18 protein-coding genes are annotated in these 24,969 nt (G+C 44.1%); 13 read left to right on the top strand and 5 right to left on the bottom strand.

Annotated elements, in window-relative coordinates:
- Nucleotides 1-31: 31 nt before the first annotated feature.
- Nucleotides 32-1,366: an APC family permease gene (locus tag FEM55_RS00095; protein WP_138279295.1), complete on the bottom strand. Its 1,335-nt coding sequence runs from the start codon at nt 1,364-1,366 to the stop codon at nt 32-34.
- 105 nt (nt 1,367-1,471) lie between these two features.
- Between FEM55_RS00095 and FEM55_RS00090 the strand changes: the two genes are divergently transcribed.
- The 4 genes from FEM55_RS00090 (at nt 1,472) to FEM55_RS00075 (ending at nt 4,936) form a co-directional block, all read left to right on the top strand.
- On the top strand, nt 1,472-2,584 hold the full coding sequence (locus tag FEM55_RS00090) for a sensor histidine kinase (RefSeq protein WP_171036421.1): 1,113 nt from the start codon (nt 1,472-1,474) through the stop codon (nt 2,582-2,584).
- Complete coding sequence (locus FEM55_RS00085; protein ID WP_138279293.1) at nt 2,565-3,260, top strand: LytR/AlgR family response regulator transcription factor; 696 nt, start codon at nt 2,565-2,567, stop codon at nt 3,258-3,260. Before FEM55_RS00090 ends, FEM55_RS00085 begins: the two co-directional genes overlap by 20 nt.
- A 118-nt stretch (nt 3,261-3,378) precedes the next feature.
- Complete coding sequence (locus FEM55_RS00080) at nt 3,379-4,116, top strand: dioxygenase family protein (RefSeq protein WP_138279292.1); 738 nt, start codon at nt 3,379-3,381, stop codon at nt 4,114-4,116.
- A gap of 139 nt (nt 4,117-4,255) precedes the next feature.
- Nucleotides 4,256-4,936 (top strand): pirin family protein, encoded by a 681-nt coding sequence (locus FEM55_RS00075; RefSeq protein WP_229209024.1) that lies wholly within the window; start codon nt 4,256-4,258, stop codon nt 4,934-4,936.
- A 77-nt stretch (nt 4,937-5,013) separates the two neighbouring features.
- Here FEM55_RS00075 and atpC read toward each other — a convergent pair whose 3' ends face one another.
- Nucleotides 5,014-5,256, bottom strand: coding sequence for an ATP synthase F1 subunit epsilon (gene atpC / locus FEM55_RS00070; RefSeq protein WP_138279290.1), 243 nt, complete (start codon nt 5,254-5,256; stop codon nt 5,014-5,016).
- A gap of 116 nt (nt 5,257-5,372) precedes the next feature.
- Nucleotides 5,373-6,887, bottom strand: a complete 1,515-nt coding sequence (gene atpD, locus FEM55_RS00065; protein ID WP_138279289.1) for a F0F1 ATP synthase subunit beta — start codon at nt 6,885-6,887, stop codon at nt 5,373-5,375.
- A gap of 164 nt (nt 6,888-7,051) precedes the next feature.
- Here atpD and FEM55_RS00060 point away from each other — a divergent pair, with 164 nt between their 5' ends.
- From FEM55_RS00060 to FEM55_RS00035, 6 genes are all read left to right on the top strand, one after another.
- Entirely contained in the window at nt 7,052-9,715 is a 2,664-nt protein-coding gene (locus tag FEM55_RS00060; RefSeq protein ID WP_171036420.1) for a tetratricopeptide repeat protein, read from the top strand.
- A 31-nt stretch (nt 9,716-9,746) separates the two neighbouring features.
- Nucleotides 9,747-10,199, top strand: a complete 453-nt coding sequence (locus tag FEM55_RS00055; RefSeq protein ID WP_138279288.1) for a hypothetical protein — start codon at nt 9,747-9,749, stop codon at nt 10,197-10,199.
- Nucleotides 10,200-10,254: 55 nt separating this feature from the next.
- On the top strand, nt 10,255-10,965 hold the full coding sequence (locus tag FEM55_RS00050; protein ID WP_138279287.1) for an ABC transporter ATP-binding protein: 711 nt from the start codon (nt 10,255-10,257) through the stop codon (nt 10,963-10,965).
- A gap of 85 nt (nt 10,966-11,050) precedes the next feature.
- A complete protein-coding gene (locus FEM55_RS00045) occupies nt 11,051-11,773 on the top strand; it encodes an RluA family pseudouridine synthase (protein WP_138279286.1) in 723 nt (240 codons plus the stop codon).
- A 68-nt stretch (nt 11,774-11,841) separates the two neighbouring features.
- A complete protein-coding gene (locus tag FEM55_RS00040) occupies nt 11,842-12,576 on the top strand; it encodes a hypothetical protein (protein ID WP_229209023.1) in 735 nt (244 codons plus the stop codon).
- Nucleotides 12,577-12,620: 44 nt separating this feature from the next.
- Nucleotides 12,621-12,947 (top strand): hypothetical protein, encoded by a 327-nt coding sequence (locus tag FEM55_RS00035; RefSeq protein ID WP_138279285.1) that lies wholly within the window; start codon nt 12,621-12,623, stop codon nt 12,945-12,947.
- A gap of 159 nt (nt 12,948-13,106) precedes the next feature.
- Here the strand turns inward: FEM55_RS00035 and FEM55_RS00030 are convergent, their stop codons facing one another.
- Together FEM55_RS00030 and msrA are read right to left on the bottom strand one after the other, a co-directional pair.
- Nucleotides 13,107-13,637, bottom strand: a complete 531-nt coding sequence (locus FEM55_RS00030; RefSeq protein ID WP_138279284.1) for a hypothetical protein — start codon at nt 13,635-13,637, stop codon at nt 13,107-13,109.
- 142 nt (nt 13,638-13,779) lie between these two features.
- A complete protein-coding gene (gene msrA / locus FEM55_RS00025; RefSeq protein ID WP_212748274.1) occupies nt 13,780-14,463 on the bottom strand; it encodes a peptide-methionine (S)-S-oxide reductase MsrA in 684 nt (227 codons plus the stop codon).
- Nucleotides 14,464-14,614: 151 nt separating this feature from the next.
- Between msrA and FEM55_RS00020 the strand changes: the two genes are divergently transcribed.
- The 3 genes from FEM55_RS00020 to FEM55_RS00005 all read left to right on the top strand — a co-directional run.
- Nucleotides 14,615-15,148 carry a CopD family protein gene (locus FEM55_RS00020; RefSeq protein ID WP_138279283.1) on the top strand — a complete coding sequence of 178 codons (534 nt, stop codon included), beginning with the start codon at nt 14,615-14,617 and terminating at the stop codon, nt 15,146-15,148.
- Nucleotides 15,149-15,445: 297 nt separating this feature from the next.
- Nucleotides 15,446-20,998, top strand: coding sequence for a Kelch repeat-containing protein (locus tag FEM55_RS00015; RefSeq protein WP_171036419.1), 5,553 nt, complete (start codon nt 15,446-15,448; stop codon nt 20,996-20,998).
- 1,418 nt (nt 20,999-22,416) lie between these two features.
- The coding region (locus FEM55_RS00005) for a putative Ig domain-containing protein (RefSeq protein WP_171036418.1) at nt 22,417-24,969 on the top strand (2,553 nt) is incomplete at its 3' end.

Genomic DNA, 24,969 nt, shown 5'->3' with positions numbered 1-24,969 from the left:
TAATTTTTAGATCGCAACGATATTGACTTATTTAACGGTTGAAACGGCTCACAAGTAAATAGGCGGGGTAACTGATGATCATGAAAAGCAGTGCAAACTGGCTGCTAGGCAAATCCTGAACAACGGCGCTTGCAAGAAATGCAAGGGAAATAAGCAGCATCAGAGCCGGCAGAAAAGGGTAGGCCGGAACTTTCCAGGGACGGGGCAGAAGCGGTTCTTTCTTCCGCAATGCCAGCAGCGAAGCAAAGCCCGAGGCATGGCCCAGCACGAAGAAGAAAGTGGCAATATCCGACAGTTTTTCGCATGCATCTTTCCCGATCAATATTAAAAAGATGGCAACGGCGGACGTGGTAAGCATGGCGGCGGCCGGCGTACCGCCTTTATTGACACTACTGCCGGCTTTCAGGAAAAGTCCGTCGCGGCTCATGGAATACAGTACGCGCGGATTGAAAAGCAGCTGCGCATTGACAATCCCCAGAATGGAAATCATCAGAAAGAGCGTAACAATTTTGCCCGAGCCTTCACCAAAGATCAGCCTTATGGCATCTGCAGCAGCAAGCTTGGATTGCGAAAGCTCGTTCATGGGCAGAATATGCAGGATAGCAAGGTTGCAAAGCAGATAAATGGCAATGATCAGCAAAACGCCTCCGATCATGGAACGCGGCAGATTTCTGGAAGGATCGCGGTCTTCTTCGGAGAAATAGGCCGCCGTATGCCAGCCGTCGTAAGTATAAAAAATCGCCTGAAGTGAAAAAACAACCGGCGCTATCCAGCTTCCGGTGCTCATAATCCGGCTTGTAGTCAGCGTGGCCTGTTCCGACGTAATTTCATTGCCGTAGATATAGCAAACCGCCACAAAAATGAAAAGGCCGACGCCTTTCAAAACACTCATGATATTCTGGAAACTGCTTGCCAGCGCAAGTCCGATCCAGTGAATAATCGTCAGGATCAGCAATATGGAAGCTGCCACATAAGGCTCGTATCCGGCAAGAGGAGAAAGGAGCAAAGCCAGGTATTCACTCATGGTATAAACGCCAAAACCCAAAGCAGAACAGGTTCCGAGCCAGCTGTTTATGCCTACAACAAAGCCTGCATAATCGCCGAAAGCCCTTCTTGCATATACATACCAGGCGCCGGCTCTGGGCATGGAAGTGCCCAGCTCAATGGTACAAAGCGTTCCCAGAAATGCATACAGGCTTACCGCCAGCCAAAGCCCCATAATGAGCCACGGATCGCCAAGCTGTGCGGCAATGGGGCCGGGTTTCCTGAGAATTCCGGTACCGACTGTGCCGCCAACGGTTACAGCTATGCCGAAGCCTACACCTAAAATCTTGAATAATTCATTTTTGGCAGCGGGTTGTTGCATAAGGGAAGATTTCTGTATCTCTCGAAAATAGGAAAACTTTTTCTTTTTGTAACTTCTATATTCGTCGTGATTTACATGTTGTTGGAATAAATGTGCGGCTCAGATATGTTTCAGACAAAAAAGCTTTGGATCTTTCATCTTTTTGGATGGCTGCTGTTTATCAGTTTGCCGCTGACGATCCTGTCCAGAGAACGCGATCCGGAACTGGAATTCACACTGCTTTCATCCGGCTATTTCTGGTTGTTTTTCCTGATTTACTTTCTGCTATTTTACCTGAATCTTTGGATATTGATTCCGCGGTTTTTCCTGAAACAGAGGCCTATTCTTTATACAGGATTCTTTTTCATCGGAATTACAGCCGTCCTTTTCAGTCAGCCGTTTGAAAACCTGATTTTCAGGAGATTTCATCATCAGCAGCAAATCCTGCCGACAAACAGATTTCCCGAACTGCCATCCGAAAATTTTCATCCTGAATTTGCGCCGCCACCGTCGCCGGAAAGAACAGCGCCGGCAGTGGATTTTGTCAGCCTTGTTCTGTTTGTAATGGTCTGGATTGTGTCCATGGCTATCAGGATTTCGGAGCAATGGCGGCTTTCGGAAAAAAAAGTAATCACGTCTGAAGCGGATAAAGCGCAGGCAGAACTGTCATTTTTCAAGGCACAGATTAACCCGCATTTTCTTTTCAATACGCTTAACAACATTTATTCGCTTGCCGTCAGCCAAAGCGAACATACGGCGCCGAGTATCCTGAAATTATCCGGAATGATGCGGTACATTACAGAAGAAGCAATGGAAAACGATGTGCCGCTGGAAGACGAAATCACTTGTCTTGAAAATTACATTGATCTGCAGAAACTGCGAATGAACGCAAAGACCCGCGTGGAATTTACATTTACAGGAAACGGTCAGCAGACCCGAATAGCACCTTTGATCCTGATGACCTTTGTTGAAAATGCGTTTAAATACGGCATCAGCAATCACCATGAATCGACGATTGCAATCCGGGTCGAGCATACGCAGCATACCGTTTCCTTTTTTTGCCGGAATACGATTTTTGATTTTAATAAAGAAAATAACCGGATAGGAGTGGGCATTGCCAATACAAGAAAACGACTTGACTTTCTGTATCCGCAACGGCATGAACTGCATATGGATAATGACGGGAAAGTATTTACGGTAAATTTAAAACTGATGTCCGATGAAATGCATAGCCATTGACGATGAGCCGCTTGCACTGAATATTTTACGTAATTACATTGCAGAATTTCCGGCGCTTGAATTGCTGCAAACGTTTGACGATGCCGTAGAAGGCGCGCTTTATCTGAAAACCCATGCCGTTGATCTGTTGTTTATTGACATCCATATGCCCGATCTTTCCGGACTTGAAATTGTGTCCAGACTTGAAAACAGGCCCATGGTTATTTTCACAACGGCGCATAAGAATTTTGCGCATGAAGGGTTTGAGCTGGAAGCAATTGATTATCTGCTGAAACCCATTGGTTTCCAACGTTTTGAAAAAGCAGTGAACAAGGCACTGGAACAATTTCAGTACCGCAATTCACGGCAAACGCAGGAAAACGAAGCCATTGTTGTGCGATCTGAATACAAAATGGTGAAAATTGATTTGAAAGATATTGAATACATTGAAGGAATGGAGGACTATATCAAAATTCATCTACTGAATGCAAGGCATCCGGTTCTGACGCTGATGTCGCTGAAAGAAATTCTTGAAATACTTCCGCAAAACCGTTTCAGCCGCATACACAGAAGTTACATTGTTCCGGATGTGCTTGTAAAATCAATACAAAACAGGAAAGTACGCCTGACAACAGAACGGGAACTGCCACTGAGCGACAGTTATCTGGATTTTATCCGGAAATGGAAAAGCCATTAACAGAAACCCGGGCATTCACCGGCAAAACCCAACCATTAACCGATACATGGACTGAGCAGCGCAACAAAGTTTCGGGTACATGCGATTATGTATGGAAACAAAGAACTATTGCGAAATCATGGAACGTAAAGAATTTTTAAAAAGAGGATTTTCAATGCTTGGCTTTGCTGCCGTTGCCCCTTTAATCAGCTGCTCGGACAGCACAGTTGATCCGGCAGAAACAATAACCGCCACAAATCCTACTTCGGGAACAACAACCGATTTAAATTCCGGAACTTGCACGGCAACCGCTTCAGAAACTGCGGGCCCATTTCCTACAAAGTCCCCGGCCAGCCTGGTCAGCAACGACATTACGCTGGACAGACAGGGAAATAAACTGACTGTAAAAATCACAATTCAGAACAAAAACAACAATTGTGAGGCATTATCGGGTGCATGGGTGGATATATGGCATTGTGATGCAGCGGGCAATTATTCCGAATATGGCGGAAGCGGAATGCAGTCAACAAATTATCAGAATGTTCATTTTCTGAGAGGAAGGCAAACGACGGACGCCAGCGGGCTTGTGACTTTTACGAGTATTTATCCCGGCTGGTACTCGGGCAGAGCGCCGCATATTCACGTACATATTTACAATGCCAGCGGTAAATCCTTGCTTGTAACCCAAATTGCATTTCCTGAAGAAATCAGCAAAGTAGTTTATGCACAAGGCGTTTATGCCAGCCACGGACAAGCGGATACGACCAATGCTAGGGACAATGTTTTCAGTGACGGCGTTTCCACTGAAATGGCTACCGTTACAGGAAGTGTTTCCACTGCATTTGAACTGACGCATGCCATTGTTGTAAGTGCGTAAAGCTGTTGGCTGTTAGCTTATGGCCATTGGCTTTTGTTCGATAGTTCCGACTTTTTGTCGCTAACTCGAAATTCCAATTGCTAACAGCCAGCCGCTAACAGCTTCGGACAGCATTATTCAAATTGTTAATTCTAGTATTATGCTTTTACAGCCAGAAGCCCGGATTTATCTTCAGAGTCAAAGAGGCGTTTTTCAGACAGCGGATTTTTATCGTTTCTGTACTTTCAATTTTGACACTTATCATGCGGAAAGCAGAGGGCCGTTTGGAAATTTGCTGGCTTTAAACGATGAAATGCTTCTTCCTCAAAGCAGTATTGAAATAAAAACAGCAGAAACGGTCCGCATTGTTCTGCTTCCGCTTGCCGGCGCATTGGAAATTCATTCACCGGAAGAAGTTAAGTATGTAAATTCAGGTGAAATGCTGGAATATCTGACCGGGCCGGATAACAGTTTGACTATAACAAATCCTTATGCAAATGAAACGGTCAATTATCTGCAGATCCGATTCAAGGAAACTGAAAATGCATGGTCTAGTGCCGAATTAACTGCTTTTGATATTTCTGATAAAAACAGACTTCTGACGATAAACAGGAAACGAGAAGACGAAAACCGGATTTTGATCGGCCGGTATGACGGCAGGGAAGAAGGCACTTTTTTTTATAATTCAGATAAAGCCATTTTTGTTTTTGTAATAGAAGGCGCCTTTGAAGTCCAGAACCGGCTGCTGGAACAGCGTGACGGACTGTCGTTGAGGAATGTAACCGAAATCGAGTTTGAAGCTTTATCAAACAATGCAATACTTCTTGTTATGGAAGTGTAATGATGATTGGCTAAAAGAAAATAAAAAAGCAGATGCCGTTTGAACAGCATCTGCTTTTTCTGCAATGTATATTTTTCCTATAAAACAGCCTCGGCCAACACCAGCACTTTATTATTCAGCACTTCCACAACTCCTCCGTCAATAATATAAGTTTGCTTTTCAGCACCGGTATCCACAACCACATCTCCCTTGCCCAGCGTGCTGACCAGCGGAGCGTGACGGTTCAGAACCTGAAACTGTCCTTCGGTACCCGGTAATGTAACGGCATTTGCCTCGCCGGCAAACACTTTTTTATCTGGGGTAATTATTTCTAAATGCATTTTTATAGCTGCGGTACGCCGCGCGTTTAGTTGTCAGTCATTTTCAGCGGGTAAAAGGAAAAACAAATTTCTATTCCTTGAACAGCCAGCTTATTTATGACCAAGCATTTATTAACTTATCTGGTTGCTTCTGCAAGCATTTTTTCTCCTTTTGCCTGAGCGTCTTCAATCGTACCGACAAGGTTGAAAGCCATTTCCGGAAGGTGATCGTAACTTCCGTCCATAATCAGGTTAAAACCTTTGATGGTATCATTGATATCCACAAGCGTTCCTTTCAGACCTGTAAACTGCTCGGCCACAAAGAAAGGCTGTGACAAAAAGCGTTCAACACGGCGGGCACGGGATACAACCAGTTTGTCTTCGTCAGAAAGTTCTTCCATACCAAGGATCGCAATAATATCCTGCAATTCCTTGTAACGCTGAAGAATGTTTTTAACACGCTGTGCGCAGTCGTAATGTGCTGCACCCAATGTTTCTGCATTCAAAATCCTTGAAGCTGAATCGAGCGGATCCACAGCCGGGTAAATTCCTTTTTCAGATACTTTACGGCTAAGTACGGTTGTTGCGTCCAAGTGGGCGAATGTCGTAGCAGGAGCCGGGTCAGTCAAGTCATCCGCAGGTACGTAAACCGCTTGTACAGAAGTAATAGAACCACGTTTTGTTGACGTAATGCGTTCCTGCATTTGTCCCATTTCAGTAGCCAGTGTCGGCTGATAACCTACCGCAGAAGGCATCCGTCCCAAAAGAGCGGATACTTCGGAACCAGCCTGTGTAAAACGGAAAATGTTATCGATAAAGAAAAGAATATCGCGGCCTTGTCCTTCGCCGTCGCCGTCACGGAAATATTCCGCCATGGTAAGACCGGAAAGTGCAACACGCGCACGGGCGCCAGGAGGTTCGTTCATTTGTCCGAACACGAAAGTTGCCTGTGAATCTTTCAGCATGTTATAATCCACTTTGGAGATATCCCAGCCGCCTTCTTCCATGCTGTGCTTGAATTCGTCGCCGTATTTAATGATACCGGCTTCGATCATTTCGCGCATGAGGTCATTTCCTTCACGGGTACGCTCGCCAACACCTGCAAATACCGAAAGACCGGCGTATGCTTTTGCAATGTTATTGATCAATTCCTGAATAAGTACAGTTTTACCAACACCGGCACCACCGAACAATCCGATTTTGCCACCCTTTACATACGGAGCAAGCAAGTCGATTACTTTGATACCTGTAAAAAGGATCTCTGTAGAAGTTGCCAGATCTTCAAATTTGGGAGCAGAACGGTGGATTGAGATACCGTTTGAAGAATCAATTGCCGTCAGTCCGTCGATCGCTTCACCGATTACATTGAATAGGCGTCCTTTGATCCCTTCGCCGATCGGCATTTTGATAGGCGCTCCAAGCGGAGTCACCGTCATACCACGCTGCATACCTTCGGTACTATCCATTGCAATGGTACGGATGCGGTCTTCACCCAAATGTTGCTGACATTCAAGAACAACTCTCTGACCGTTTGATTTGATGACTTCCAACGCATCAAGAATAGCCGGAATATTTCCGCTGTCTTCAAATGATACGTCTACAACCGGACCAATTACCTGTGTAATTTTTCCTATGTTTGCCGCGTTTGCCATTATATGATTTTGATTATCTCCAATGAGGTTTTTTTCAGACCGCAAAAGTAGGAGATAATTTGGTCAGTACCAACAGTTCAATTATTGAAATATTGGATATTTTTTAGAAAACAAGCCGTTTTTTGCTCAAACTGTATTTGAAAAGACGGATTTAATTAAAATCTATGAAGGAATTCTTTTTCTGGAAAGTGTGGTCGCCGTCTGAGCGCAGGATGACAGCCGTCGCTTTTGCAGTATTATTACTGTCACTGCTTTTCTTTATTATCAAAAGTATCGATCCGCTTGCCAATGTAATTCGCTGGAATGTGCTGAGCGAACTGTCGGAAATACCGTCTGTCGTGGATGTGTTTCAGCTCGGTCAATGGAAATATGGCGTTGCTGTTCCTTCGCACCTTGTTACCGAAAGTTTTATTGCTTCCGTTATGGAAACGGACTTTCTGGTTGTGCAGCTTTTCTGGGTATTTGCATTGTCCGGACTTTCTCTCGTTCTGGCTTCACTGACGACCATGCCGCGTTTCTGGTATCTTGCGGGAATGATCGTGTTTATTCTGCTTTTAAGTTTTTCACAACTTGAAATACTGAATGTTTTCGGAGAAGGAAACCGGTCCATGTTTCTGCTTGCCGTTGTGTTATATGGCGGGCTGGGTTATTATTTTCATGCTTTCCGGCCCGACTTGGGCATTGCCGTACGGATTTCAGGCATGCTGGCTGTTTCAGTAGTATTTGCGCTGATTGTCATGTTTGGGGCAAAAACGGCTTTTCCCGCATTTACCGCCGCATCTTATTCTTTTCCGCTCTGGCTTTTGCTTACCGTTTTGTTCCTGCTTGTTTCGGCCACAGAAATAATCGCGGCGCTGGTCTGGCTGAGTACAAGCGCTTCTCCGGGCAAAGGCAAAGCAGGACTGATCAACTTTATTGTTATCAGTGTCCTGTATCTGCTTCTACTATTGCTGATGTATTTAAAAAACACAAAAGTTATTGACTGGAACCTTACGCTGATCAGTCCGGTATATCTTGCCTTGTTTGCTGCTGTCGCCGGTTTGTGGGGTTTCAGAAGAAGAGCGGATGCTACGGCCGGCACGTTGCCTTTCAGGTCTACAGGTTTCTGGCTTTATACCGGCTTGTTCATTATTTCTGCTGCATTTGCTGCGTTTGCGGCCGGCACTGCCAATGATCCCGTTCTGGAAGTTTTGGAAGATGTAGTCGTTCAGGGTCAGCTTGCCATGAGTACGGTTTTCCTTTTTTATGTACTCATCAATTTTTATCCGCTTTTCCAGCAAAATCTGGCTGTATATAAAGTACTCTACAAACCGCTCCGCTTTGGCCTTACGCAAACACGCCTGTTCGGATTTGCCGGAGTCATTATTTTGTTTTCTATCCAGAAACTGCTGCCGTTCAATCAGGCCATTACCGGATATTTTAATGGCTTGGGCGATTTGTATTCCAATACCGGAGAATTTGTGCTGGCTGAACAGTATTACAAACTGGCCTTGCAGCAGGAATTTCAAAACCATAAATCCAATTATGCACTCGCTTCGCTTGCTCTCAAGCAAGGTGACGAAAATGCTTCCGCCTTCTATTTCCGGCAAGCTTTGCTGAAAAATCCTTCGCCGCAGGCCTATGCAGGACTAAGTGGAATTCTGGTGCAGGAAAATCTCTTTTTTGACGCCGTGCACAGTTTGAAAGAAGGAATCAATCGGTTTCCGGAAAACGGCGAATTGCTGAATAACCTCGGTATGCTGTATTCCAGAACCAACGTGGCGGATTCTGCCTATTTTTATCTGGATAAAGCCGCAGAAAATACAAGCCGCCCCGAAATTCCGGCAACGAATCTGCTGGCGATTCTGGCAAAGAGCACCGATTCCGGTTTGCTGGATTCATTAGCGGCAAAAAGTGAAAAACACAGTTACTTGTCATGGCAGGCAAACTGGCTTGCAATACAAAATTTGAGACAGCAGTTCGTCAAGGAAGAATTCAATAAAGAAGCCGTTCCGGCAGATTCCATGCTGAGCGTTTCTGCATTTGCGTACCTTTTAAATTATACAACCAATCAGGCCAAACTGGACAGCATGCCGGCCATTCTGCTGCCAAAGCTGGCTGCAAAGAACCCGGTATTATCCGAAGATCTGACATTTGCTTCCTTGTATTCCGAATTTTACAGCCGCAGCAAATTAAAGGCGCTGGAAACGCTGACGGCCTGGACCGAAGAAGAAGGCGAAAAAAGCCAGCTATATAATAAAGTGCTTGGCCACTGGCTGTTGCAGCTTGGCCTTTATGACAAAGCCATTGAATTCTTGTCGCAAGTGGAAGGAACCGAAGGCACGATCGGAATGGCTATTGCCAATGCGTTATCTGACAAAAAGGAAGTGGCTGTTGTTTTGCTCGACAAGCTTCAGGAAAAATCTCCGGACAATGCGATTGGCCAATTGAAACAAACGCTTTTCTCCGACGCTAAACCCCGTTCCGGTTCCGACTCGCTTGTTCAGGTAATAAGCAAATCACCTTCGGAAAAAAACTTTGACAATGCAGTTAAAAACAATCCGTTTGATGCCGGGATCGTGTCTGCGGCATCCGAATATTTCAGAGGGAAAAAGCAGATTTCAAAAGCGTATAAAATTATTCTGGATGCGCTGCGGTATAATGAATATGCGCCCCGGTTGTGGGAACAATACGCGTTTCTAAGCCTGGAACAAGGTTTGTTGGGACAAGCAAATGAAGGCGAAATAAAGGTAAAGCAATGGGCATCAGCTGCCGATTATCAGCAATTTATGAACCGTTATCAGCCCATGAGAGCTCTGATTGAAAAACAGAGAGCCGAGTTTCAATGATTTTATACTTTAGCTTTACACTTCATCCAATATGTCCTTGACCTGGAAATCCAATTTTAGCGGAAATGAATGCCGGATTTTTCGCGGCAAACTGATTGTAGGCATTTTAAAAAGCAGCAGCTGGAACAATGACGGTTATGGTGAACTGAACGGTCATCTTGTAAAATTCAGGACCAAAGGCGTAGGAAAGCGCACCACAGAAATCCTCGACATAGAGGGCGAGAAGCAGCTCGGACAAATAAAATACAATTTCTGGAAAGGCTCGGCGAAGATTTCATACAACGAACAGGATTACGAATGGAAGTTTGAATCCTGGACAAGAAGAAAATGGTCCGTACAAAACGCGGATGCAACAGCCGGTTTCCGGCTGACGAGTTTCTGGAAAAATGAAGGCGACATTGAAAATGAAGATGTTTCCGCGGCAGTGATCCTTTCGGCATTGTTTGTACATACTTATTTCCGGAAACTTTCGGCTGCATCCTGAAATGCTATGGACAGAAATCAGAAAATAAATTTTAAAGCCTGAAAAACAGCATTGCATGAAAATTATAGAAACCTCGGATATTGCAAAACGTTACATTATGGGCAGTGAAGTTATTCAGGCGCTGAAATCGGTCACTATTTCTGTCAATAAAGGCGAATACGTTGCTTTCATGGGTCCTTCCGGCTCTGGAAAATCCACGCTGATGAATATCATCGGCTGTCTGGATACGCCCACAACCGGTAAATACATACTGAACAACAAGGACGTAAGCGACATGACGGAAAACGAACTGGCTGAAATCAGAAACAAAGAAATCGGGTTTGTGTTTCAGACCTTTAATCTTCTTCCCCGAATGTCGTCACTCGATAACGTAGCTTTGCCGCTTATCTATGCTGGCCTGAGCAAATCGGACCGAACGGAAAAGGCAATGCTCTCATTGAAAAATGTAGGTCTGGAAAACCGGGCCGGACACAAGCCCAATGAACTTTCCGGCGGGCAGCGGCAGCGTGTCGCCATTGCGCGCGCATTGGTAAATGATCCGAGTATTCTGCTTGCGGATGAGCCGACGGGAAATCTGGACACCAAAACTTCCTATGAAATCATGGATCTTTTCGACCAGTTATACAGCAAGGGAAATACAATCGTTATGGTTACGCACGAAGAGGATATTGCGCATTATGCACACCGCATTGTACGCCTGCGCGACGGCCTTGTGGAGTCGGACACCATTAATCCGAATCCGACCAAAGTAAGTATTCTGATGTAGTAAATCGTTATCTTTGCACGAAAGCAAATCCGGATCAATTACAGTTTGCATGTAATTAATCCGGATATTTTTATTAAAAACAACTATGAAGATCGATTTTAAAGACCTGATATTATTTGAGGACGAGGATTTTTTACTGGTCAATAAACCGCCGCATCTAGCTACACTGGATGAAAGAACGGCAGACCGGGGCGGCAGCGTGCTGCGGCTGGCAAAAGAATATAACCCGGAACTGCAGGCTGCACACCGGCTGGACAAAGAAACTTCCGGCGTACTGGCATTTGCCAAGAACCCGGCTGCTTACCGGCATCTGGCCATGCAGTTTGAACATCGTGAAGTAACCAAGAGGTACCATGCGGTTGCAAACGGCATTCATAACCTCGACAGTATTTCAGTTTACCTTCCGATTCTGCCGTTAAAAAACGGTACTGCCGTAAAAATCGACCGGGCAGAAGGAAAGATTGCCGAAACCATTTTCAATACGCTGAAAGTTTACCGTGGCTATACGCTCATCGAATGCATACCGATCACCGGAAGAATGCACCAGATCCGTATTCATCTTTCCTGTCTGAAAGCGCCGATTGTTTGTGATCCGCAATACGGCGGCGAGCCTATTTTTCTTTCCAGTCTCAAGCGTAAGTTCAACCTTAAAAAGGAAACAGAAGAACAACCTTTGATTCAGCGCGTTGCGCTTCATGCGCATTCATTGTCTTTCGCATTGATGAATGGCGAGCCTGTGCGCGTGGAAGCGCCGTATCCGAAAGATTTTGACGTTTTGGTAAAACAGCTGAACAAATTCGGTGTGTAATTCTGCATTGTTGTTCCTGTTTCCGACCAGTTTGAAGAAGTAAATTTTTATATTCTTAACAATAAATCATGCAATCACACACACTTAAAAAAGCCATTTTTATTTCATTTGGATTGGTCTTGCTTTCTTTGACAAATTCTGTTTATGCACAGTCACTTCGTAAAAATGATGTCATCGTCAGACGTGACAGCACGCGGATTCAGGCGCTTATCCTGCAGGTAAGTTATGAGAAAGTCAATTACCGTGACCTTGCCACTCCAGACAGTGCCAAAGCATTCATTTATATGGATCAGGTTGCGCGTATTTTACTGAAAAGCGGTAAAACGATTCATGTAAAAGATTCTGTAGCAGCGGTCCGTATTTCTCCGGATTCCGTCGGGCAATATGCAGATATGGCCAACTTGCCTGAGAATCCATTTGATAAAAGCATCGTTATGGCCAATTCCGATCAGCTGAGGGATAAATACGAATTTTATAAAAACAAGGCGATTGATGGAAAAACGGGTGCTGTTGTATTCACATCTTTCGCTGCTGCTTCACTGATTTCAGGGTTTATAATTGCTAATTCCGGCAACAGTTCGGACAATAAAAAGTTCGGAAATTCACTTGCTGTTGCCGGTCCTGTTTTTGGCGGCGTATTCGGTTTGATATGCTTTAAAAACCATAAAGTCTACAAAGCAAAAGCGGAAAAAGTGAAATCGGAACTGGAAAGAAGAAATCAGCCTCTGGAAAGTTTAAGATTTACGCCGGGATTTAATGTGCGGAATAAATCCGGTTTTTTAACGTTAAGTTTTTTCTTTTGATCCAGCTTTGTTTAAATTTTGAATTAACTACAAATCTCAACCTTATGAAAGATAATCTCACTTTCAAAACCAGATTGTTATCTCTAGCTTTTTTGATTTCGCTGGTAAACTTTTCATTTGCTCAAACCATCAGAAAGCCGGATATTATTGTTATGAAAGACAATACGAAGCTTGAAGTGCTGATACAGGAAGTAGATGAAAATGTCGTAAAGTACAGGAAAGTTTCTGATCCTGAAGGCCCGGTTTATTCAGTTAGAAGAACAGAAATTGCTTCTATCAAATATGGAAATACAGAAACAGGAACTTTTGATAACGCACCGGAAAACCCTGATCGGCATCCTGCTTCTACACCGGAAAAAGTGCATCGTTAATGGCGATTATGGAAGGTGAAATTGATAGGTAAAATGTGGATTGATAATTGTCTTTATGGAAATTTTCAGATTTATATTTATCAAGTGTAAACCATATCAACAATGACATAAAAAAAGCGATGCAACTCAATGCATCGCTTTTTTTATGTCGTTATGATTTTAGAATTTGAATGTCGCTCCAACTTTTAAAGTAGAAACGCCAAATCCAACCTCAGCAAAAGCTGCAATATTCTCTTTGAAATAGTAACGGCCACCGGCAAACAAACCGAAAAGACCTTTGTTTCCATAAGCATTGTCATAAACTCCAGAGTATCCTGAGTTGTCGCTGTAGCTGGAAATGTAGTAACCTAATGCAGCTCCTCCATATAAATCCAGTTTGTCTGTGCTAAGATTAAGCAACTGTCCAAAGTGGTATGATCCGCGTAATGCAACCGGAACAAAAGTATAGCTCCATTTATATCCGCCGTAACCGTATGACCATCTTGAAAAGTCAATTTGTGCACCTACACTAATTGCATCTGTAACGCCGTATTCAAACGCTACTCCGATTGGAGTACCACCGCCGTAATAGGAGTTTAGACCAATGCCAACGTTCAGTAATTTATCTCCTTTTTCGTACTGTGCGAAAGCTTTTTCAGAAGCTAAACTCATAAACGCTGCAACAAAAAACATTAAGAAAACCTTTTTCATAGTAATAGATTAGTTATTGTTAAAAAATTATGGCACAAATTAAAGCCTTTATTTCAACGCTTCAAAACTTGTGCCATTAGTAGTTATTGTACGGGTTAAAAGCTGGGATAAATGGTTTAAAACAGCTTTTAAAGTATTCAAATCATATATTACTGCGCAATTTGTCTTTGAATACCTTTTTGAACTTGTCCAGTTTCGGGGCAATTACAAATGCGCAATACCCTTGATCGGGATTATTGGCAAAGTAATTCTGATGATAATCTTCTGCTATATAAAACGTTGGCGCTTTGGATATTTCCGTAACAATCGGTTTGGAATAGGCCCCTGATTTATCCAGTTCGCTTTTTGCCTTTTCAGCCAGATTTTTCTGCTCTTCGTTATGATAAAAAATGACCGAACGATATTGCGTTCCGACGTCATTTCCCTGACGGTTCAGTGAAGTAGGGTCGTGGCTGCGGAAAAATGCCTGCAGCAAGTCGGCATAAGAAATTACTTTCGGATCGTACGTTACTTCCACACATTCTGCATGGCCTGTGGTACCGGTACACACTGTTTTGTAGTCAGGATTTGCAACATGGCCGCCGGCATAGCCTGAAACCACTTTTTTGACCCCATCAAGCGATTCCAGAACTGCTTCCGTGCACCAGAAACATCCGGTTCCAAAAGTTGCGATTTCCGTATTGGAAGTATCCACATGATCTTCGTCCAGTGCCGAAGCCGTTTCTTTGTTCATTTTGGTTTTTTGTTTTTTATCCGACTGCGCGCATGATACGACAACCATGCAGCACAAAAACAGAAACATGAAAATCGGGATGGTTTTTTTCATACTTGTTGGTTGCTTTATTTGCCTGAATAGTTAACGAATAGTTTTCAAAGAAAGTTTTATCTGAGGTATTCATTAATATTTACGAAATTTGACCACAAAAAGATCGTTTCCAAGCAGCTAATGCGTACTGAAAAGTACTTAACTTGCAATCATGACTTATCTTCATTTCAAGGCCCTTCACATTATTTTCGTTGTCAGCTGGTTTGCAGGACTTTTTTATATGCCACGCCTATTTGTGTATCATACAGAAGCATTGGAAAAGACTGATACTGAACGGAATGTGCTGTTTGCCCAGTTTGCGAAAATGGAAAAACTGCTCTGGAATGCCATTATGACGCCTGCTTGCTGGCTCACTTTGCTGTTTGGCACCATCCTGATTTACCTGAACCCGGCATGGCTGGATCAGGGATGGATGCAGCTGAAACTTGCGTTTGTTCTGGGCTTGCTGGTGTATCATTTCTTTACACGTAAAATACTGCTCGAATTGCAGCAGGGAAAATTTCGTTTTTCTTCTTTTCAGCTGAGGTTATTCAATGAAGTTGCCACCATTTTTCTCTTCTCCATTGTCTTTCTCGTAGTATTAAAGAACACAGTCGACTGGCTTTACGGTGTGCTCGGCCTTGTTGCTTTTGCCATCATTATCATGGCGGCAGTCAGGATGGTAAAAGCAGCCAGAAAAAGGTAACTTTCAAATAGTTATCCTTGGTTGCAAAGTATTTCTACAGAGTTTGCACAAGTATTATGTATTGTCAAAAAAATAGTTTTTGCGAGGCTAACTTGCTCATTGACAACTATTTGTTGACAAATTATTAATTGGCAGAATTTTGGGTAAATCTTGGGTTTGTAATATTTACAACTCTATATTTATGTGTCTGTTAGTATATTAATTCATCCTTAGTATCAAATAATACATAATTATATGAATCATTGTTTTACCTTTTTTCTCCCCATTCGAAAGCTCTTTTTTCCTGTTTTTCTCTCCTTGATTTTCAGTATCACGATAACTTTCGGTCAGAATGTAAATTTTACAACGAGCAGTCTGAAAGGCATATCACTGGATAACCCGACCAGTCTGCAGTTTGGTCCGGACAACCGCTTGTATGTTTCCCAGCAAAATGGGATCATCAAAGTTTACACGATTACCAGAAACGGAGCGAACAATTATACGACAACTGCTACGGAAACCATTTCACTGATCAACGGCATTCCCAATCACAATGATGACGGAAAGGTTAATACTTCGGTGACGACCCGCCAGATTACTTCCCTGCTGGTGGCGGGCACGGCTTCTAGTCCTGTACTATATGTAACATCCAGCGACAGCCGCATCGGCGGGCCTTCTGGCGACCTTAATCTGGATACCAATTCCGGGATTCTTTCCAAGCTTACAAAAACAGCCAGTGGCTGGGACAAAACAGATCTGATCCGTGGCTTTCCGAGATCCGAAGAAAACCATTCTACGAACGGCATGCAGCTGGATACCCAAACCAATACTATGTATCTGACTGTTGGCGGGTTCACCAATGCAGGAGCACCTTCTGCCAATTTCGCATACATTACCGAATACGCATTGGCAGCAGCCATTGTATCCATTGATCTTGCAAAAATCGAAGCAATGCCGGTAAAGGGAAGCGGAAACAACAAATACAAATATGACCTTCCGACCGTTGATGATCCTACCCGCAGCAACAATGCCGACAACTCCGACGTGAACGATCCTTTCGGCGGAAATGACGGATTGAACCAGGCGAAAGTTGTGGCAAACGGCCCGGTTGCCATTCATTCCACCGGTTACCGTAATGCCTATGATTTTGTGATTACCAAAACACCCTGCAAGGCAGGAAGAATGTACACTGTTGACAATGGCCCGAACCAGGGGTGGGGTGGAGGCCCTGACAAAGAAGGCAGCAATGGAACGGTTACAAACAATTACGTTTCAGGAGAACCTGGTTCCAGCGGGCCGGGCATCAATGATCCGCAGGTAAATAACCTGGACGGCTTTCATTACATCGGCAATTTGAGTACATATATAGCAGGAAGCTATTACGGAGGACACCCGAATCCGATACGGGCAAACCCGGCTGGCGCAGGACTGTACACAAGGTCGGGATCAACGGGCGTATGGCGTACAAGCAAAACCGGAAGCAATCCTTTGCCTGCCGACTGGCCGCCGGTTCCTGTAAATATGGCCAACCCGATAGAAGGAGATTACCAAAGTCCGGGCGAAGCGGACAAATCGCTGCTTACCTTTCCTACTTCTACAAACGGGCTGGTGGAATACACCGCATCCAATTTTAATAGTGCATTGAAGGGTAATTTGCTTGCCGCCTGTTACAATGGAAATATTTATACTATAAAACTCAACGAAGCCGGTGACGGCGTACTGAACAAGAAAGGAAACAAAAGACTTATTCAGGATGCGCCTTTTGCCTCCAACTTCGGATCGCAGCCGCTGGACATCACTGCGCAGGGCGACAACGAAATTTTTCCGGGTACGGTTTGGGCCGCTACTTACGGCGCCAATGCAATCACCATATTTGAACCGTCTGATCTGGTTTCATGCAGCGGCCAGTACAGCACGACTTTGGACGAAGACAATGACGGTTACTCCAATGCCGACGAAATTGATAACAAAACCAATCCATGTCAGGCGTCCAGCAAGCCATCCGATTTTGACGGAGATAAAATTTCTGATCTGAATGATCCGGATGATGACAATGACAAAATCCCGGATAATGCAGATTTTTTTGCAAGAGACAGCAACAATGGTCTGAATACAACATTGCCTGTTCAGTACGACCTGTTCAACAACTATCCCGGAACGGGATTCTTTGGCCTTGGATTCACCGGTTTGATGAACAACCAAAAGGCAACGAACAATTATCAGAACCAGTTTGATGAAGAAAACCTGATTGCCGGTGGTGCCGTTGGTGCTTTTTCGGTTGTAGCAACTACGGCCGGCGACGCATTAGGCAGCCTTAACAATCAGGAAAATGCTTTCCAGTTTGGAGTTAATGTAAATGCTTCGACCGGGCCTTTTACCATAAACGGCCGGATACTGGCCAATTTTTTCAATAACAATGTTCCAGCAGACAATCAGTCACAAGGCATTTATATAGGAACAGGAGATCAGGACAATTATATCAAAATTGCTCTGGATGCAAATGCAGGGAAAGGAGGCATCCAGATCGTATCGGAAAATGCAGGCGTGGCAACGACAAATGTCATAACGGTTGCAAACATACTTTCGGCCACGACGATCGATTTGTTTCTGGCAGTCAATCCTGCTACCGGCGTTGTACAGCCAAAATATTCTATTAACGGCGGTACGGCGGTAAATGCAGGTACAGCGATACAAACAGGCGGTGCGCTTTTAACTGCTATTCAAAGTACGCCTGCTCTGGCTGTCGGTATTATTTCAACTTCCCGCAATGCTGCTTCTTATACTGCAACCTGGGATTACATTCATGTTGCCGCCGATCAGGTGACTTCTCCCGGAAGCTGGCAAACGCTTGTTTCAAGTTCGGGTACGCCGATCGGCCGTGAGGAAAATGCATATGTACAAGCCGGAGACAAGTTTTATCTGATGGGCGGAAGAGGAATAAAGGCCGTACAGATTTATGATCCCGTAAAGAAAACCTGGACAAACAAGAGTAACGTTCCAATGGAGCTTCACCATTTCCAGGCGGTGACATTGGACGGACTGATTTATGTAATCGGCGCTTTTACGGGTTCTTACCCAAGAGAAAAGCCGGTTTCGGATATTTACATTTATAATCCGGTTACAGACAAATGGACAAAGGGCGGTACCATTCCTGCCAGCCGCCAGAGAGGATCAGCCGGGGTTGTGGTTTATAATAAAAAGATTTACCTGATAGGAGGGATTCTGGACGGACACTGGACGGGCCATGTCAAATGGCTGGATGAATTTGATCCTGCTACCGGTACCTGGAAAACTTTGCCCGATGCGCCGCATGCCCGCGATCATTTTCATGCAGCGGTTGCCAATGGCAAAATCTATGCAGCCGGCGGTCGCCGTTCCTCAGGAAGTACAAACCAGGTGTTCAGCCTGACAGTGCCCGAAGTGGATGTTTATGATTTTGCTACGGCCAAGTGGACTGCGCTTGCGCAAAGCAGCAATATTCCAACGCCGCGCGCCGGTGCCGGAAACGTAGTGCTGGGCAGCGAACTGATCGTAATCGGTGGCGAAAGTTCTCAGCCCGATGCACATATTGAAACAGAAGCACTCAATATCAGTACAAATGCATGGAGAAAACTGGCCAATCTCAAACAGGCCAGACACGGCACGCAGGCCATTGAAAGCAACAATGGAATTTACATTGCCACCGGCGCAGGAAAGCAGGGCGGCAGTCCGTTACTGACTTCGCAGGAGGCATTTTACTTTGGCGGAACAACAACTCCCGTGGGTACCGCGCTGACGCAAAGTTCGCTTTCAGGAAATACAAGCCTTGATTTCGGGCAGGTTGCAGCTTCTTCTGCAAGCAGCAAAACACTTGTGCTGCAGAATACAACGGGCAATCAGGCTATTGTCATAACTTCTGTTACCAAATCAGGCGACAATTCCTTTTCCTATACTTTGCCTTATCAGTTGCCTTTCGTCATTCCGGCAGGCGGCAGCATGAATGTTTCGGTAAATTTTGCACCGGCATCTGCGGGCAGCAAGTCGGGAAGTATTTCAATCAGTCATACCGGGCAAGCTTCCACTTTTACAGTTTCACTAAGCGGAAATACAGGCGGAACGGTTTCTTCACTTTACAAGATCAACAGCGGCGGTCCGGCACTGACGCTTGAAAACAAAACCTGGGCAGCAGATCAGTATTTTAAAGGAGGAAAAATATTTACCAACACAAAAATCGGCGATATAGCCGGTACCAATTCGGATGCGTTATACAAAACCGAGCGCAGTTCGGCTACACCGTTCGGTTATGCATTTCCTGTTGCGAACGGCACGTATCAGGTGAATCTGCATTTTGTTGAAATCTATTGGGGCGCAACCGGCGGGGGGCCAGCCGGAGCAGGAAAAAGAGTGTTTGGTGTGAACCTGGAAGGCGGGCCTGCCGAATTGCCGAACTTTGATATTTATGCAGAAGCCGGTGCAATGAACCTCCTTGTAAAAACCTTTGAAGTGACGGTGAATGACGGCATGCTTAATATTGATTTTTCAGTCAATATCGATCAGCCGAAAATATCGGCCATTGAAATTTTACCCGTTACTGCCAGTACAGCTGACATCACGGCAAGTCCGGCATCCTTGCATTTCTTCAGTCAGCAGGCAGGCACCGTTTCCGCTTCCCAGAATGTAACATTGAAGAACAGCTCGGCAGTTTCAAAGCAGATCAGCACCATTTCGGTTATGGGTGCAAACAGTACAGAATTTAGTCATGATTTCTCAGAAGGTGTTACGCTGGCTGCCGGTGCTTCCAAAGTGGTTGCCGTAAATTTCAAACCTGCATCGCTCGGTACCAAAGTAGCTCAGCTGCATGTAACTTACAGTGAAGCCGCCGAACCGCTGATGATCGGACTGACAGGAGAAGGAACAGATAACCCGAATCAGGCACCTGTTGCCAACGCAGGAACAGACAATACGGTTACTTTGCCGGTCAATAACGTGAATTTAAGCGGGTCGGGAACAGATACTGACGGTACCATTCAGGAATATATATGGAGCCAGGTCAGCGGCCCGAACAATGCCGTGTTCAGCAGTGAATCTGTTGCAAACCCTTCCATAAGCGGACTTGTGGCCGGAAGTTACGTATTCAGCCTTGTGGTAAAAGACAATCTGGGTGCAAGCAGTGCCGCCGATCAGGTTACACTAAATATTCAGCCGTCACCTACGGCAAGCCAGCAGGTTACAGAATTCAGGCTCATCAATGCAGATAATGATCAGGTTATTCAGACCATAACTGAAGGTGCAGTTCTCAACTTAAATGCATTTTCAAAAAATCTTAACATTCAGGCTGTAACCAATCCCGCTGTTGTGGGTAGTGTAAAGTTTGCCCTGACAGGTCCTCAAACCAAGAACCAGACCGAAACGGATGCGCCTTATGCATTGTTCGGCGACACAAAAGGGAATTACTACAACTGGGTTCCGGCAACAGGTAACTACACTTTGACGGCAACACCTTTTACGCAGGCAAATGGAAAGGGTACTGTGGGTACGGGTTTGACAGTGCATTTCAGTATGGTGAAACAGGCACTCAAAGCTTCCGGGAATCAACGGTTATCCGATGCAAACAATCATTTCCTGACGTCGTCAAATGTGGAAAATGAAGCCTCTGCTGAGGTTTTCCCGAATCCGGCAGGTGAAATGATCCATGTAAGCGTATCAGACTGGAAAGCAATCAGATCAGTTACAATCCGCAATTTGTCAGGAAAGGCAGTGTTCTTTTCAGAAAACACTGTCGAGCTGTCTCAGGGAATATCGGTAAAGGACTTCTCGTCAGGATTATACCTGATACAGATTAAAAGAACGGATCATACTTTAACTACAAGCAAAATTATTGTAACCAGATAATTAGCAGAAATTACGTAAACAGCTACAAATCCGCTGAGAACCTGACAACAGGTTTTTAGCGGATTTATGGTTTACGGGGGAATGTAATTTGCTGATTTGCACAGTGAATGTCATAGAGATCAGGAATGCGGATTTCGGGTTCTGATTTTGAACCAACGACAAAATTTACGTATATTGTTATAGGTTACTGCGTTATAGTTTTACAAAGGAATGCGAAATATTACGCTGGAAAATTATTATAATTATTGTACTTTTTTAAGGACCGAGTAAATATCGGGAATAGAAAACGATTGGAAGTTTAAAAATCATCTAGGAACTGTTTTCAAGGTTATTATTTCCAGTACATAAAAAAATTATTTTTAGTTTTAGAATAAATACTACTAAGTTCCTGATTTGTAATTACTTCTAAGTTTGATAAAATGACAGTTAAATTTTTGTTTCTGATCATTTTGCGCTTTATTGTGTAACTGTTTGCCCGGATTATAAGACGAATTTCCGTTTTATAGATACTTTTTCCGCTTCATTGGCACATTTGCCTGTTTTATCAATATATGCTTTTTGCAAGATTACTATTTGCTGAGATTTGTTAATATGTAAACCAGGAGTTATATAAGATTATGGGAATCAGTACAGTACCCGTTTTATAATATTCCTAGCCGGCATACCCGAATTAACAGCAAATAACCCACTCCAGAAATACTCTTTTTTCACATTGCAATTACAGAATATGTAAAATTGAATAATACTTGGAAGTATTCTTATAAAGTCTGCTTCCTTGCTCTCTGTTCAGTCTGATTATTCATTCATATTCAGCTCTGTTTCAGAAATTTTGTGTATTCAGAAAAAAATTACCCTCTTATATCAGTTTACGTTAATAACAATTGTTTCTGTATTGATTTTGGCACGAATGACAAGTCTGGTAAGAAAAAAATAAAATCCGTTTTTCAACTGCGCAATGCTGTATCTGCATACAGCAATTGAAGTCTATGTGCCTTACATTCAGACAATTGAGTTAAAACAGTTCGTCAAAAATTTGAAAACAAAAAAGATGATCAAAAACCTTTACGCTGCGCATCATTTTCTTGGTTTAATGCTTTCCGGAACGCTCCGGATTTTCACCGCTTCAGGGTCGTTTCACAAGGATTCATTAGACAAATCTTCCCTCGATCTTAAATGTTTTCCTGAATGTGGCTATGCGGCTGTCAACAGAACTGCAGCATACCATTTGACACCTGTTACAATTCACAATCCTATCAGTAAAGTCATGCTGTAAATCCCCGGAAAGCTTCCTTGAACCCAACTTCATTGATTTGTCCTCTAACAGGTTTGGTTTATACAACAGGTTGTTTATCAAGCAGTAAATATTATCATTTCCAATTTTCAATATCCTTAAAATTAATTATTACTACCGATTAATCATGAAGAAAGATTACTCTTTGATTCACAAGCCACGGCGCTATTTTGCGTGGGCTTGGCCATTAATCATTTTAATCGGACTGATAGTCAGTATGCAATCCTTTGCACTGAGTTTCGTCCGTGAAAATGATTTGTTTTCTTGGCCGTTGAAAGAGTTTGCTGCCGTAAAAACGGCCGTTGCTCGCTCATCGGAAAAGACGAAGCCTGAACATGGCTTTACACAAAAGTCAAAAGGGATGAAAACAAGGGCATTGCCGTTGGCAGATCCTTGTACAAACATTACAACCCTGCCTTGCGAACAGGTAAATGTAACCTTGCCATTCAACTTGAACTTTGATGGCAACGAAGGCGGATTGGCAGACAAGAATGGAGCTACGGTCGGCTTTACAATGGTCGGCGACCTTTCGGGGACTCCGGTGGCGACAGACTCCATTTCTGCTACTGCCGTTCCAAAGGGCTACAAGCCTTCGAGACTGACCGTTGCCGATGGAAAACTGAACATCCGGACAAACAGTGGAATAGCATTTCAGACAAACAATAATCAGGTTAATGCGCTGGGCGCCGGGATTTTGGCAGACGGCAGAGTTGTTTTTGAAACTACCGTAATAAACCCGTTTAACGGTACAAAGTCTGAACAGGCTGGTTTGTGGGTTGGACTTAATGATAAAACCTTTTTGAAGCTTTCGATAAGTGGAAATAAGGTAGAGATGCGCAAAGAGTTGAATGATGCTTCTTCGAGCCTTACAACAACTGCAAGTCCTGATCAGCGTATTACAGGTGTTATAGACAATTTGAATTTAAAGACTGTTCGTCTTCGTATGGTTGCGGATTTTGTTACCAATACTTTGGAAGGCTATTATTCTACGGATGGTGTTGCTTATGCGAATGTTGGAACTGCTTACACGTCAGGTACCAATCCGGCTGCTATTAACATTGCCGACATGGCGCTGGCCGGAAAGACCATTTATGCGGGTATTTATGCAACGCATCGTACTAATACATCTGCTCTTACTTACAGCTTCGACAACTTTTCAATCAAGAATTACGAATTCCCGATGATTACGGCTCCTTACCGGATCAATGCCGGAGGGATTCAGCGGACAGTCGGCTCAGTCGTTTACAATGCGGATGATATATATGCGCGGTTAGCAGGAAACGTGAGTAATGTAAGCTATACCGGTTTGCCAAGCACTGTGAAGGTACCTGAACTTTATTACGAGCGCCGTCTTGGATCTAAATTTTCCTATTACCTTCCAATTGCAAATGGAAGGTATACGGTTAACCTGCATTTTGTCGAAAACTTCCAGGGAGCGGTAGGCGGAAGAATTTTTGATGTTAATTTTGAAGGTAACACGCTTCTTGATAATCTGGATATATTTTCAGAAGTTGGCAAAACCAATGTTCTGATTAAAACGATTGAAACGCAAGTATCTGACGGAGTACTGAATATTGATTTCATCGCTTCAAAAGACAATGCAATTATCAATGCAATTGAAATCCTGCCGGTAACACCTCCCAACGAGGCACCTGTTTTTGCCAGTGCAACTTACTCGTTCAATAAAGATGAAGCGACCACTGTGGGCGCAGGCATCGGTCAGGTTTCCGCAACGGACGCTGCCGACCAGACGGTTCGGTACAGCATTACTGCTGGAAACCAGTCGTCCAAATTTGCGATTGATTCCGAAAGCGGAGCTATTACACTTGCAGGTACATTAAATTATGCTACGGATTCGGTTTATGTACTGACCGTTCAGGCTACGGACAATGCTATCCCGGCACTTTCTTCTTCAGCAGAAGTTACGATCCGTGTAAATAAACCTGTAGCGGGTAACCACACACCGGTTGCAGCTTTGCCAATTTCGGATCAGAATGCTGTAACAGGAACTGCCTTCACTTATAATGTAGCAGCAGGCACTTTCACGGACGAAGATTCAGATCCTTTAACTTACACGGCTTCTTTGGCCAATGACGGATCCCTTCCTTCATGGCTTTCCTTTGATGCAGCTAATCTGTCATTCAGCGGCACACCTGATGCAGCAGCGACATACCGCATTAAACTGACGGCTAATGACGGAAAAGTTTCAGCCAGCACTGAATTCAATCTGGTCGTAAATGCAGCCGCCGCTATTAATCACACACCGGTTGCGGCTTTGCCAATTTCGGATCAGAATGCTGTAACAGGAACTGCCTTCACTTATAATGTAGCAGCAGGCACTTTCACCGACGAAGATTCAGATCCTTTAACATATACGGCTTCTTTGGCCAGTGACGGATCCCTTCCTTCATGGCTTTCCTTTGATGCAGCTAATCTGTCATTCAGCGGCACACCTGATGCAGCAGCGACATACCGCATTAAACTGACGGCTAACGACGGAAAAGTTTCAGCCAGTACCGAATTTAATCTGGTCGTAAATGCAGCCGCCGCTATCAATCACGCTCCGGTTGCGGCTTTGCCACTTTCGGACCAGGTTGCTGTCACAGGGACTGCCTTTACCTACAATGTGGCAGCGGGCAGTTTCACCGACGAAGATTCCGACGCTCTGACGTATACGGCG

The organism is Dyadobacter sediminis, assembly GCF_005860765.1.
Classification (GTDB): domain Bacteria; phylum Bacteroidota; class Bacteroidia; order Cytophagales; family Spirosomataceae; genus Dyadobacter; species Dyadobacter sediminis.
This window is presented reverse-complemented; position numbering and strand designations above follow the sequence as displayed.